This is a genomic window from Streptomyces sp. NPDC051561 (assembly GCF_044454195.1).
Lineage (GTDB): Bacteria > Actinomycetota > Actinomycetes > Streptomycetales > Streptomycetaceae > Streptomyces.
Window position 1 is genome coordinate 583,777 of the sequence record NZ_JBITDM010000002.1, and the last position, 12,567, is coordinate 596,343.

The 12,567-nt window shown below is 71.9% G+C and carries 12 protein-coding genes and 1 pseudogene; 8 read left to right on the top strand and 5 right to left on the bottom strand.

What is annotated here, in order from left to right:
• The first annotated feature begins 115 nt into the window (after positions 1-115).
• Together ACIA73_RS06995 and ACIA73_RS07000 are read left to right on the top strand one after the other, a co-directional pair.
• The gene (locus ACIA73_RS06995) at positions 116-616 is read left to right on the top strand and encodes a sigma factor-like helix-turn-helix DNA-binding protein (RefSeq protein WP_399437247.1); all 501 of its coding nucleotides are present in this window, start codon (positions 116-118) and stop codon (positions 614-616) included.
• The gene (locus tag ACIA73_RS07000) at positions 613-867 is read left to right on the top strand and encodes a hypothetical protein (protein ID WP_399437248.1); all 255 of its coding nucleotides are present in this window, start codon (positions 613-615) and stop codon (positions 865-867) included. The genes ACIA73_RS06995 and ACIA73_RS07000 overlap by 4 nt, the downstream gene beginning before the upstream one ends.
• 34 nt (positions 868-901) lie before the next feature.
• Here ACIA73_RS07000 and ACIA73_RS07005 read toward each other — a convergent pair whose 3' ends face one another.
• Positions 902-2,059, bottom strand: coding sequence for a cystathionine gamma-synthase (locus ACIA73_RS07005; RefSeq protein ID WP_399437249.1), 1,158 nt, complete (start codon positions 2,057-2,059; stop codon positions 902-904).
• A 254-nt stretch (positions 2,060-2,313) separates the two neighbouring features.
• Here ACIA73_RS07005 and ACIA73_RS07010 point away from each other — a divergent pair, with 254 nt between their 5' ends.
• The 4 genes from ACIA73_RS07010 (at position 2,314) to msrA (ending at position 7,234) form a co-directional block, all read left to right on the top strand.
• Positions 2,314-3,417: a hypothetical protein gene (locus tag ACIA73_RS07010; protein WP_399437250.1), complete on the top strand. Its 1,104-nt coding sequence runs from the start codon at positions 2,314-2,316 to the stop codon at positions 3,415-3,417.
• A gap of 164 nt (positions 3,418-3,581) precedes the next feature.
• Positions 3,582-5,234: a M48 family metalloprotease gene (locus ACIA73_RS07015; RefSeq protein WP_399437251.1), complete on the top strand. Its 1,653-nt coding sequence runs from the start codon at positions 3,582-3,584 to the stop codon at positions 5,232-5,234.
• Between the two features lie 14 nt (positions 5,235-5,248).
• A complete protein-coding gene (locus ACIA73_RS07020) occupies positions 5,249-6,340 on the top strand; it encodes a hypothetical protein (protein ID WP_399437253.1) in 1,092 nt (363 codons plus the stop codon).
• A 192-nt stretch (positions 6,341-6,532) separates the two neighbouring features.
• Positions 6,533-7,234, top strand: a complete 702-nt coding sequence (gene msrA / locus ACIA73_RS07025; RefSeq protein WP_399437254.1) for a peptide-methionine (S)-S-oxide reductase MsrA — start codon at positions 6,533-6,535, stop codon at positions 7,232-7,234.
• Here the strand turns inward: msrA and ACIA73_RS07030 are convergent.
• From ACIA73_RS07030 to ACIA73_RS07040, 3 genes and pseudogenes are all read right to left on the bottom strand, one after another.
• Positions 7,132-7,365 (bottom strand): annotated as a pseudogene (locus tag ACIA73_RS07030) (DUF6879 family protein); the annotation flags it as partial. The gene msrA and the pseudogene ACIA73_RS07030 overlap by 103 nt on opposite strands.
• A gap of 102 nt (positions 7,366-7,467) precedes the next feature.
• Positions 7,468-8,799 (bottom strand): alpha/beta hydrolase family protein, encoded by a 1,332-nt coding sequence (locus ACIA73_RS07035; protein WP_399437255.1) that lies wholly within the window; start codon positions 8,797-8,799, stop codon positions 7,468-7,470.
• 8 nt (positions 8,800-8,807) lie between these two features.
• On the bottom strand, positions 8,808-10,322 hold the full coding sequence (locus tag ACIA73_RS07040; RefSeq protein WP_399437476.1) for an MFS transporter: 1,515 nt from the start codon (positions 10,320-10,322) through the stop codon (positions 8,808-8,810).
• Positions 10,323-10,594: 272 nt separating this feature from the next.
• On the opposite strand from ACIA73_RS07040, the gene ACIA73_RS07045 reads away from it, so the two are divergent.
• Positions 10,595-11,530 (top strand): TetR/AcrR family transcriptional regulator C-terminal domain-containing protein, encoded by a 936-nt coding sequence (locus ACIA73_RS07045; RefSeq protein WP_399437256.1) that lies wholly within the window; start codon positions 10,595-10,597, stop codon positions 11,528-11,530.
• Between the two features lie 29 nt (positions 11,531-11,559).
• On the opposite strand, the gene ACIA73_RS07050 is transcribed toward ACIA73_RS07045, so the two are convergent.
• Positions 11,560-11,907 carry a DUF1330 domain-containing protein gene (locus ACIA73_RS07050; RefSeq protein WP_399437257.1) on the bottom strand — a complete coding sequence of 116 codons (348 nt, stop codon included), beginning with the start codon at positions 11,905-11,907 and terminating at the stop codon, positions 11,560-11,562.
• A gap of 121 nt (positions 11,908-12,028) precedes the next feature.
• Here ACIA73_RS07050 and ACIA73_RS07055 point away from each other — a divergent pair, with 121 nt between their 5' ends.
• On the top strand, positions 12,029-12,499 hold the full coding sequence (locus ACIA73_RS07055) for a GNAT family N-acetyltransferase (RefSeq protein ID WP_399437258.1): 471 nt from the start codon (positions 12,029-12,031) through the stop codon (positions 12,497-12,499).
• Positions 12,500-12,567: the final 68 nt, after the last annotated feature.

Here is a 12,567-nt window from a genome sequence, read left to right on the forward strand (position 1 = left end):
TTCGCGCAGGCTCGCGCCACCAGCCTCATGATTTGTGCAGGCTCGCGCCGCCAACCTCTTGACCTGGTCTGCCCCCTGTCCTCATATGAGGACGTGAGGACAGTCTGGAGGCACGGTGCGCGAGCGTGAGGCGGTCCAACAGCGGCGCCACGCCAAGGAGTTCGAGGCTTTCGTCGCAGGTGCGGCGGGCCGGATGCTGCATGCCGCGACCCTGCTGACGGCCGAGCCCGCGGACGCCAACCCGCGCGCCCAGCAGCTCCTTGCCGCCTCCCTGGCCACCACGTACGCCCGCTGGGAGGGGCTGCGCGGCGAGGACCCGTACGACCGCACCCGCCAGGAGCTGTCCGCCCGCTTCGCCCGCACCGCCTGGCACCACCGGGCCTGGCGGCGCCGGGACCGGCGCGGCGGACTGCTGGAGTCGCTCACCCCGCAGGAGCGGCTGATCGTGGTGCTGCGGCTGTACGAGGGCGTCCAGGAGGAGCAGACCGCCGCCCAGCTGGGGCTGCCCGTCCAGCGGGTGCGGGCCATCTGCGCCCGCGCGGTGTCCCAGGTGTACGACGAGCACCGGGGCGTACGGAAAAGGGCGGCGCGGCAGGAGGCGGTGGCCGCGCCGTGAGCATCCGCAGGCAGAAGGAGGACGAGGTGCGGCTGCTCCTGGAGCAAACGCCGCACCCCGTCGTACCCGCGGATCTGCTGCCACGGGCGACGGAGCGCGGCGAACGCAGACAGCGGCGGCGCCGGATGGTGCGGCGGTTGTGGTGGGTGCTGGCGGTACTGGCGGTGGCGGCGTTCCTGGTGTGGGCGTCGATCGCCCAGCCGTGGCTGGCCCCGCCGTCGAACAGCACGCCGCCGGTGGAGGGCTTCTAGCCTCCCCCGCACCACCACTACCCGCCCGACTCTCCTATCCCAGCGCCTGCTTGAGGTCCGCCAGGAGGTCGTCGCCGGACTCGATGCCGACCGAGAGCCGCACGAGGTCGCCGGGCACCTCCAGCGCGGAACCGGTCACCGAGGCGTGCGTCATCCGGCCCGGGTGCTCGATCAGGGACTCCACCCCGCCCAGCGACTCACCGAGCGTGAAGAGCCGCGCCCGGTTGCACACCTCGACCGCCGCCTCCTCGCCGCCCTTGATCCGGAAGGACACCATGCCGCCGAAGGCCTTCATCTGCTTGGCGGCGGTCTCGTGCCCGGCGTGCTCGGGGAGCCCCGGGTAGAGGACCTGGGTGACCTTGGGGTGCGCGGTGAGCATGTCGGCGACGCGGGTGGCGTTCTCGCTGTGGCGGTCCATCCGGACGGCGAGGGTCTTGATGCCGCGCAGTACCAGCCAGGCGTCGAAGGGGCCGGCGACGGCGCCCATCGCGTTCTGGTGGAAGACCAGTTCCTCGGCGATCGCCGCGTCGTTGGTGACCAGCGCGCCGCCGACGACGTCCGAGTGCCCGCCCATGTACTTGGTCGTCGAGTGCACCACGACGTCGGCGCCCAGCGCGAGCGGCTGCTGGAGGTAGGGGCTGGCGAAGGTGTTGTCGACGACGAGGCGGGCCCCGGCCGAGCGGGCGATCTCGGCGACGGCGGCGATGTCGGTGATGCCGAGGAGGGGGTTGGAGGGGGTCTCCACCCAGATGACCTTGGTACGGGGGGTGAGCGCGGCCCGTACCGCCGCCGCGTCGGAGGTGTCGGCCACCGACCACTCGACGCCCCAGCGGGCGATCACCTTGGCGAAGAGGCGGAAGGTGCCGCCGTACGCGTCGTTGGGGATCACCACGTGGTCGCCGGGCGAGAGCAGCGTGCGCAGCAGGCAGTCCTCGGCGGCCAGTCCCGAGGCGAAGGCGAGGCCGCGCCGGCCGCCCTCCAGGGCCGCGAGGTTCTCCTCCAGAGCGGTGCGGGTGGGGTTGGCGCTGCGGCTGTACTCGTAACCGCCGCGCAGACCGCCCACCCCGTCCTGCTTGTAGGTGGACACCTGGTAGATCGGCGGGACGACGGCGCCGGTCAGCGGATCGGCGGTGTTGCCGGCGTGGATGGCGAGGGTCTCGAAGGCGCGCTCCGCGCCGTTGTCGTGGCTCATGGGGCCGAGGGTAGTTCGCTGACCGGGGCGTCACGTCCGTATCCGGCCGAGGTGAATCCGTGGGTGGCCGCCGCGGAGCCGTTCGGCAGCCCGTCGCGGACCCGTTCGGCAGCCCGTCGCGGGACCCGTTGCCGGCCGCCGCGGAGCCGTCCCGGAGCCGTCGCCGGACGTCGCTGATCCGTGGGCGGCCGTCGCAGGCCCGGTCGCCGGCGGCCACCCGTCCGCCGCCGCCCGCCGTCCGGGACAATGGCCGTATGGAGATTCTCTGGTTCCTGATCGCGGCGGTCATGCTGGGCGCCGCCCTCGGCCCTTTCCTGATGCGCAGGAGGGGCGGTATCCGGCTGGCCGCGCCCGGGTCGCCCGACGCTGCGGACCCGGAGGAGTACGGGTTCGTACGGCAGGAGGAGCTCGACGTCCGTCTGCCCGGCCCCGACCAGGACCTCCTTGACGTACTGGACGTCGTACAGCGCACCCAGGACTGGCGGGCGGCCTCCCAGCTGCTGGCCGGGACACCCAAGGAGGGTGAGGTGCGCTGGCAGCGGGTGCAGTCCTTCGCGGGCGCCGCGTCCCTGGAACTGGCCCAGCGTCCTGGCGAGGGCGGGCGATGGCTGCGCGACTGGCGCTCCGAGGCGCCGAAGGACGCGGGGGCCGCACAAGTTCACGCAGAATTCTTGGTGCAGCAGGCCTGGCGGTCCTCGTCCTCCGGCAAGGACGACTTCCGGATCATCCTGGAGGAGGCCAAGGCGCTCTGTGCGCAGGCGGCGCTGCTCGCTCCCGGTGACCCGGTTCCGTACATCATCGAGCTTTCGATCGCGCGCGGACTCAGCTATCCGCGACCGGAGTTCGACCAGCTGTGGGCGAAACTGATCGACCGCGCACCGACGCATCTGGGGGCGCACCTGGTCGCCCTGCACTACCTCTCGGAGAAGTGGCACGGCTCGCGCGCCGAGGCGGACACCTTCGCGACCCATGCGGCGTCGCGCGCCCCGCAGGGTTCACTGCTCGCCGCCCTCCCCCTCTTCTCGGTCTACGACCATCTCCCCGACGTCATCCTGGTCAGCAGCTTCTACCAGAGCGCGGTGGTGTCCCGGGCCGTGGAGGGCGCCCTCTTCGCTGTGCACGCCGCACGCCCGGACGACCCGATGCTGGCGCACGTCCGCCACATGCTGATCCTGTTCCTGGTGCGTTCGGAGCGGTGGGCGGAGGCGGTCAAGCAGGTGGTCGCCGTGGACGGCTATGTGGGCGCCCTGCCCTGGACCCACAACCCGGACCCGGCCGCCACCTACACCGTGCACCGCAACCTGGCGGTGGCGGGCTACGAGTCCAACGGGGGAAACCCGGCGACACTGCGCGGGTGACGGCCGGCGGTGGCATCACAGCCCCCTTCCTCCCCAAATCCCCACAACTCCCGCACGCCCCACCCCTTCCCCCCGCCAACTCCAGTCCCCGATAATCTCCGGCTCCCCCCACCGCGTATCTTTACGAGGCTCTTATCTCTGTTCCCGTGGGGGGATCCGTCCGGATGGGCTCTTCTCTGCGCGCCCTGCGCGCGCTCCTGTTGCTGGCCGGTTTCTATCTGGTCGGCTTCGCACTGCTCGGCTCGCTGGTCGCCGTCGCCTGGGCGGCGACGGTGTGGACGACCGCCGCGGTGTTCCTGAAGCTGTACGTCGTCACGGCCCTGGTGGCGTTCCCGGTCCTGCGCAGCATGTTCCAGTTGCGCCGGGCCTCGCGGACCGGCGTGGACCGTGCCGGCCTGCGCGTCACGCCCGCACAGGAGCCCGAACTGTGGTCTCTCGTAAGGGAGTTGGCGTCTTCCACCGGCACCCGGGCCCCCGACGAGCTGTACCTCGACGGCGAGGTGAACGCCTCCGTCCAGGAGGACTCCCGCTTTCTGGGGCTGCGGACCGGCACCCGCCGGATGTATCTGGGCGTCCCCCTGATGTCCGGGCTGACCGAGCCGCAGCTGCGGGCCGTGCTGGCCCACGAGTTCGGGCACTTCGGCAACCGGGACACCCGATACGCGACGATCACCCTGCGCGGCCGGGAGAGTGTGGTCCGTACCGTCTCCGCCCTCCACGAACGCTCCTTGGCCAAGGTCGCCAAGGAGACCGCCAAGCAGCGCGAGAAGCAGGCGAAGGCCCTCGCCAGGGGCCGCAAGCCCAAGTCCCATGACCTCAACCTGGGCTCCGCGGGTCTCACCTACCGGCTGGCCGCCCGCCCGTTCCTCGCCTACGGCGGCTTCTACCTGCGCTCCTCGCTGGGCGTGGGCCGCGCGCAGGAGCTGGCCGCCGACCTCACGGCCGTACGGGTCGCGGGCCGCGACGCCACCGCGTCCGCGCTGCGGGAGATACCCGTGCTGGACTCCGCACACGACTTCTACCTCTCCGCGTACGCCACCGTGGGCGCCGGGGCGGGGCTGCTGCCGCCCCGGGGCGAGATGTTCGGCGGGCTGCACCAGTTGATGGCGGCGCGGGCCGGAGAGATGGCGGAGCTGCGGGCCGCGATCCCGCACCAGGAGCAGTCGCCGTACGACTCCCATCCGCCGATCGCGGAGCGGGTGGCGCGCATCGAGGCGCTGCCCGCCGACGCCTGGTCCGCGTACGCCGCCGAGGCCGCCCCCGCCACCGGCCTGCTGCGCGACCTGCGCCGCACCCTCGTCGACCTGGAGGACGCGGTACTGGCCCCCGAGACGCTGGCGATGCGCCGGGCGGCGAGCTGGCCCGACCTGCTGAGCGAGGGCATGGCCGCCCACTACGCGGACGAGGCGCGCCCGCTGCGCGAGGCGACCGCCGAACTCACCTCCACCCGGGGCGACTTCACCGACGTACTGGACGCGATCGACAAGGGAATGCTGTGGCAGCTCGCCGACCGCCTCCCCAAGTCCCCCGAGGCGGCGGCCGCCCAGGGCCGGGTGGCCCGCGAGCTCACCCGCCCGGTACTGCGCGAGTGCCTCTCCCGGCTGGCCGTCCTGCACCTGCTGCACACGGGCCACGCCCAGTGGCACCTGTCCTGGTCCCAGACCCCCCGCCCGGTCTTCCCCGAGGGGTACGAGGCCCAGCTGACCTCCGCCCTGAACGCGGCGATCGCGGACCACCCGCGGACCACTCCCCTTCGCGACCTCGCCTCGTCCCCCTCCCCTGTCTCCCCCGCCTCCTCCCCCTCCCTCTCCTCCTGAAGGAACCACCCCCCATGCTCCGCCTCATAGTGATCGTGGTCGTCGTGACCGCGGTCTGGCTCATCGTCCGCGCCCGCACCACCCCCTCCATCGGAGCCGAACTCAGCGACTCCAACGGCAAGTTGTCCAAGCGCGCCGCCGCGCTGGGCCTGCTCCCCAAGACGCACCTCAACACCGAGCTCTCCTGCCCGCCCGACCCGTCCCTGGTCGCCCTCTGCCAGTCGGCCCGCTCCGGTGACTGGCGGCCCGCGTCCCACGCACTCGCGCTCACGCTGCACCACCGCGACTGGCACCGCCGTACCCGCGTCGCCTCCGCACTGGGCGAAGCCGCGGCCGTGGACGACACCTGGCTGCTGGCCTGGGAGCAGGAGGCCCCCAACGATCCGGGGGCGGCGCTGGTACGCGGCGACGGCTCGGTCACCCTGGCCTGGCAGATCCGGGGCGGCGGCTGGGGCTCCACGGTCGGCCAGGAGCGCGCGACGGCCTTCCTGCGCACCGCCGAGCACGCCCAGCAGGAGCTGCGGCGCGCGATCGCCCTGGCGCCGGGCGACCCGACCCCGTACAGCAGCCTGATCTGGACGGTCACCGCGCTGGGCGGTTCGCACGACGAGCTGCGGGCGGTGTGGGCGGAGCTCAAGGCCTCCGCCGACCCGTACGACTACCACGCGCACCATGCGGCACTCCAGTACTGGTGCCGCAAGTGGCACGGCTCGGAGCCGCTGGCCACCGGGTTCGCCACGGGTGCGGCGGGCGGCGCCCCGGCCGGCACGCTGCTCGGCATGCTGCCGCTGATCAGCTGGTACGAGCACGAGGACGACGACGCCAAGGACGACGACTTCCGCCACCCGGTGCTGATCGCGGCCGTGGACTGGCTCCTCACGGATGTGGCGGCGGCCCCGCCGACGCACCCCAGCCTGGCGTCCGCCCGCCACCTCCTCGCCTACTTCCTGGTCCGCCAGCGGCGGTACGAGGCGGCCCTCGAACAGTTCCGGCTGGTCGACGGCTATGTGGACGCGGCCCCGTGGCGGTACTTCGGTGACCCGGCGGGGATCTACTGCGCGACGCGCGAGGTGGCGGTGAAGGGCGCTGCGAAGGGGCGCGGCTAGCGGCCGACCGGCGGCCAGGGGAATCCCAGCCGCCCACCGGACGTCCCACGGCCCGGGGAATCTCAGCCGCCCACCGGACGTCCCACGGCCCGGGGAATCTCAGCCGCCCACCGGACGTTCCCCCCATGCGGGGCATCCCAGCCATGCACTGCGCCCTACGTACACACCACCCCGCCCGCCTGGAGGAACCCCATGCTCTTCGGCCGTACGCCGCAGCTCCCCACCCCCGAGCAGGCCCTGAAGGGCCGCGCGACCCCGGAATTCGAGGTCCCCTCGCGGCACACGGTCCTCGGCAACCCGCTCCTGGGCCCCTACCCCGCCCACCTTGAGGTCGCGGACTTCGGCCTGGGCTGTTTCTGGGGCGCCGAGCGAAAGTTCTGGCAGACCAAGGGCGTCTGGACGACCCTGGCCGGTTACCAGGGCGGCTCCACCGTCAACCCGGCGTACGAGGAGGTCTGCTCCGGCCTGACCGGCCACACCGAGGTCGTCCGAGTCGTCTTCGACCCGGCCGTCACCTCCTACGCCGCCCTCCTCAAGCTCTTCTGGGAGTCCCACAACCCCACCCAGGGCTTCCGCCAGGGCAACGACGTCGGCACCCAGTACCGCTCCGCGATCTACACCCACACCCCCGACCAGGCCGCCATCGCCGAGGCCTCCCGCCAGGCCTACCAGGAAGTCCTCACCGGCTCCGGCTTCAAGACCATCACCACCGAAATCCTCCCGGCCGCCGACAACCCCTTCTTCCCGGCCGAGCCCTACCACCAGCAGTATCTCGACAAGAACCCCGACGGCTACTGCGGCATCGGCGGCACAGGCGTCACCCTGGCCGCCCCCTTCGAAACCAACTGGGGTGTGTCCTGCCCGACCGGAATCGCCCCGGCACCGGAGGCGTAGGCGACGGGGGCGTCGCCCATGAAGAGGTTCCACATGACCAGGCGTCCGTCGAACAGCCAGAAGTCGTTGCCCGGCAGGGCGAGATCGGATGCCATGCGCCGGGGCAGCCAACGGACCTCCTCACCTGCGGCTCCCCGGGCCCCTGCCGGCGGTGGTCACGGACGTACCCGTACCGGACGAGTTCCTTCTTCGTTTTCTTGTGCACCCCGGTCTTCAGCCCCACGCCGGTGGGGCTACGTCCCGGTCGGGAAGGTTCGGGCCACGTCCAGGACGGAGTGCTGGAGGACGCCGAAGTGGTCGGCGGTCGGGCCGTGGTCGATGACCTTGACGGGGACGCCGCGCTGCTTCAACTGGCGTGCGCAGCTGTGGGTGTTGCCGATCGGGGCCTCGTGATCACCGGAGGCGCTGTAGAGGGTGACCGGGACGGGGGACGTCCAGGCGCAGGAGGTGTCGATGCGGCGGATGGCGGCGAGGAAGGGGCCGGACGGGTTGCGGAGCTGCTCGTACCAGGCGTCGGTGAAGAGTTCGCGGAGTGAGCCAGGGAGTTGGGGGATGATCTCCTCTTCCTTGTGGGTGCCGTCGAAGAGGGCTTCGGCGCGGGCCGCGTAGGGGGCGCGGAAGGCTTCGGCCGGGTCGCGGTAGAGGGGTGGGGTGCTGAGGGGGTTCTGGGCGGTGATCACGTACGAGAGGAGCAGTACGGCCGCGCGGCCGGGGACCGTGCCCGCCAGCATGGCCGGGATCTCCTCGTTGAGGATGTCGTACGGGCCGGCTCCGGAGCGCAGTCCGGCAAGTCGGGCGTGCGGGACCTGGCCGGCGGCGACCGCCCGGCCGACCGACATCGCGACCTGGCCGCCCTGCGAGAAGCCGACGGCGTAGGTACGGGGGGACAGCCGGGGGCCGACGGCGGGGAGGGTGCGGACCGCCCTCAGGAGGTCCAGGGTGGCGGAGACGGAGGACGCGTTGTCCATGAAGGGATGACGGCCGGGGCCCTCGCCGAGGCCGAGGTAGTCAGGGGTGAGGACGGCGCGGCCGCCCGCCGCGAACAGTTGGGCCGCGGTGCCGTCCGGTCCCTGCGGAGATACCGAGGGGGCGCGGCCGCGGAAGGTCATGGAGCCGTGGGTGTGGAGGACGGTGGGGAGGGGGCGGTGGGCGCGGGGGCCGTTGGGGACGGCGGGGAGGGAGAGGAGGCCGGAGGCGGTGGTGGGGGTACCGGGGGTGCCGTTGGTGGCGGCTGCGGTGGTGCGGTAGATGAGGCGGTAGGTGGTGACGTGGTAGCGGGTTACGGCCAGCATCTCCGCCTCGGTCCCCTTGAAGCCGTGGGTGAGGGCCGTTTCGACGATCTGGGTGCGGGTGCGGGTACCGAGTGGGGTGATCGACACCACGCGGGCGGGGCGCGCGGTGGCGGTGGAGGGTGACACGGGCGGGGAGGCCGCTGTGGACGGGTCCGGCGGGGCGGCTCCCGCCGGGGCGACGGCGAGGGCCGCGAGTACCGCCGCCGCCCCCGCCGCGATCGTTCGCGTCGCCCAACTCCCGTACGCTGAGGCTCTCTTGGTGGTTGTACGCACCTGTGGGGTCATACCCCACAGGACGACTCGACAGGTACGGACGGTTGAGCCGGTTCGCTCGGTTCGCCCTTGCCGTCGCCCCGGTTCCGCAGCACCGTGAAGGCGAATCCCGCCGCCAGCAGCATGAAGACGGCCGCGCCCAGGGCCGCGTGGTTGAGGCTGTGGGTGAAGGCCTCGCGGGCGGTGGTGAGGAGTGACTGCGCCTGTACGGGCGGGAGTTGCTGGGCGGCGGCGAGTGCCCCGCCCAGGGTTTCCCGTACCGTGTCGGGGCCCGGCACCGAGCCCGCCCCCATGTCGCGGGTGTAGACCGCCGCGCCGATGCTGCCCAGGATCGCCATGCCGAGTGCGCCGCCGAACTCGGTGCCCGACTCGACGACCGCGGCTGCCGCGCCCGCGCGCTCCGGCGGGGCCGCGCCCAGGGCCATTTCGTTGGCGAGGGTCATCGCGGTGATGATGCCGCCGACGTAGATCGCGGAGCCGGTGAGGACGAACCACAGCGGGGAGTCCACCCGGACCTGGGTCAGCCACAGGAAGCCCGCCGTGGCGAGCACGAAACCGCCGGTGATGACGTACGCCCGGTCGATCCGGGAGGCCAGCGCCGCTCCCACCGGGGCGCACAGGAACGCCGCTCCCGACGGCACCAGACTCCACAGCGCGGCCTCCAACGGCCGCATTCCCAGGACGGACTGGAGGTACTGGTTGAAGAAGACGGAGAAGCCGATGGTGGCGAACATGGCGAGGATGTTGGTCAGGACCGCCCCGCCGAAGGCCCGGCGCCGGATCAGCGCGAGGTCGATCATCGGGTGGCCCCCGGTACGGGCCAGGGCCCGCTGGCGGCGGACGAAGAGCAGACCGACGGCGACGCCCACGGCGACGTACAGCAGCGGAAGGGCCTCGATACCGGACTTCGCGATCTCCTTGATGCCGTAGACGACGGGCAGCACGGTGGCCAGCGACAGCAGTGCGCTGAGTGCGTCGAAGCGGGGGCGCTCGGGGCTCTTGAACTCGGGGAGGAGGAAGGGGGCGAGGGCCAGGAGCAGCAGCATGGCGGGGAGGTTGATGAGGAAGAGCGAGCCCCACCAGAAGTGTTCGAGGAGTACGCCGCTGAGGACCGGGCCGAGCGAGATGCCCGCCGCCATCACCGCCGTCCACAGGGTGACGGCCTTGGTGCGCTGGCCGGGGTCACGGAAGAGATTGCGGATGAGGGCAAGGGTGGAGGGCATCAGGGTGGCGCCGCCGATGCCGAGCAACGCCCTTACGGCGACGAGCATTTCGGGGGTCGATGCGTACGCGGCCGCCACGGATGCCGCACCGAAGGCTATAGCGCCGCAGAGGAGGAGCTTGCGTCGGCCGATGCGGTCTCCGAGGGCGCCCATGGTGATGAGGAGACCGGCCAGGACGAAGCCGTAGACGTCCAGGATCCAGAGTTGCTCGGTGGCGCTGGGGGCCAGGTCCTGGCTGATGAAGGGAATGGCGAAGTAGAGGACGGAGACGTCCATGGAGACCAGCAGGAGGGGCAGCATCAGGACGGCGAGTGCGGTCCACTCCTTACGGCTCGCGAGGGGTGGGACGGCTGGGGTAGGTGGGCCGGCGGGGTTCGGGTGGGTGGGCGTGGTGGTCACGGTGGGCTCCTCGGAGTGGGTGTCTGTACGCCGTACGCGGTGCGCTGCGTACGACATAAACAGCCCCTGTGGAGGGTGGCAATGAGTGACCTAGTGCACCGCAGCGCAGGTTCAGCCGGGCGGGCTGGGTATGGGTTGGTGCACTAGTGCACAGGCGGCGGTACGCTGCCCCGATGACCGCCACCCCCTCGGCCTCGGCCCGAATCGCCGACGAGCTCCGCCGCCGTATCTCCTCCGGCGACCTCTCCCCCGGCGACAAGGTGCCCTCCACCCGGCGGATCACCCAGCAGTGGGGTGTCGCGATGGCGACCGCGAGCAAGGCGCTGGCCGCGCTGGCACAGGAGGGGCTGGTGCGGGCGGTGCCCGGCATCGGCACGGTCGTGGTGGGGCCGGCGGGCCCGTCCGCGCGCCACGACCGGACACCCGGCGGACTGACCCGGACCAGGATCGTGCGCACCGCGCTCGTCCTCGCGGACACCGAGGGCCTGGCCACGCTCACCATGCGGCGGGTGGCGACCGAACTCGGGGTCTCCACCATGGCCCTGTACCGGCACGTTCCCGGCAAGGCGGACCTGGTGCATCTGATGTCGGAGGCGGTGTTCGCCGAGCGGCCGCTGGAGGGACCGGGCGGCGACGGCAAGGGCGAGTGGCGGTCCGAACTCGCTTATGCGGCAGGCTGGTTGTGGCAGGTTTATGTGCGTCACCCGTGGATGGCGCAGGCCATGGCGTCGCTCACCCGGCCGAACGCGGCCCCGGAGGCGATGCGGTACACGGAGTGGGTGCTGCGCGCGCTGAGCGGGCAGGGTCTGAGCTCGCACGAGATGCTGTACGCGCACCTCACCCTGTTCGGGCACGTCCAGGGGCTGGCCGCCGCGATCGAGCTGGAGAACCGGGCCCGGCAGGACACCGGGATGTCACCGGAGGAGTGGATGGCCTCCAACGAACCGCGCGCGGAGGCCGTCCAGGCTGCGGGGGGCTATCCGATCCTCGGCCGGCTCTTCGAGCAGGACGAGTTCGAGCTCGATCTGGACACCCTTTTCGAGTTCGGGGTGGGGCGGATCCTGGATGGGGTGGAGGTGCTCATCTCCCGCAAGAGGAAGGCGGGTTGAGGTGGGAGCGGGCCGGGGCGGGCGGGGGCTTACGCCTGGGCCTCGCGTATCTGCGCCGCCGTGACCCCCGCGTCGTAGCCCTCCCCGACGCCCTCCACCAGGATGATGTCGCCGGGCAGGTGGCGGGTGCGCAGCGGGATGATCTCCTGGTAGTCGGCGGACTTGTACCAGCCGCGCGCCGCCTCCATGTCCGGGAAGGCGACCAGCACGGGGGCGCCGTGCCACTTTCCCTCCACCACCTCGTGCTGCTTGAAGTGGACGAGGAAGCGGCCGCCGAAGGGGGCGAAGGTGTCCTGGATGCGCTCCATGTAGCGCAGGACCTCCTCGTGGAGAGGACCGTCGACGGGGCCGATGTGGGCGATGGCGTACGCGGTCATGATGTCCTCTTTCGGCGGGTGAGGGACGCTTTTCGGCGGGTAAGTGGCGTTGTTGTGCGGTGAGTTACAGCTTGCCGGAGGGCGGGGCGCACGTCGATTACCCCGGAGGTAGGTTGTCCGGATGGATCTTGTGAGTGGTGGAGAGCGGTTCGCGTTGCGCCCGGCCACCGAGGGGGACGCGGAGGCCGCCGCGAACGTCTGGCTGCGGTCGTACGACGCCGCGCTGCCGAGTGTGCGGCGGGCGCACGACGACGACGGGGTGCGGGCGTGGTTCCGGTACGTCGTGGTGCCGGAGTGCGAGACCTGGGTCGCGGAGGACGGCGGCGGTGCGCTGGCCGGGGTGATGGTGCTGGACGAGGCCGGGATCGATCAGCTCTATCTGGAACCGGAGCGTCGCGGGCACGGGCTCGGCGACCTCTTCGTCGCGAAGGCCAAGGAACTGCGGCCCGGCGGGCTGGAGTTGTGGACGTTCCAGGTGAACGAGAGCGCCCACCGCTTCTATCTGCGCCACGGCTTCACCGAGGCCGAGCGGACGGACGGCTCCCGCAACGAGGAGCGGGAGCCGGACGTCCGGTTCGTCTGGCAGCCGTAGGGGCTGGAAGACGTGGAGCCCGGGAGTCGTGGAGCCCGGGTGCCGTGGAGCCCGGGAGTCGTGGAGCC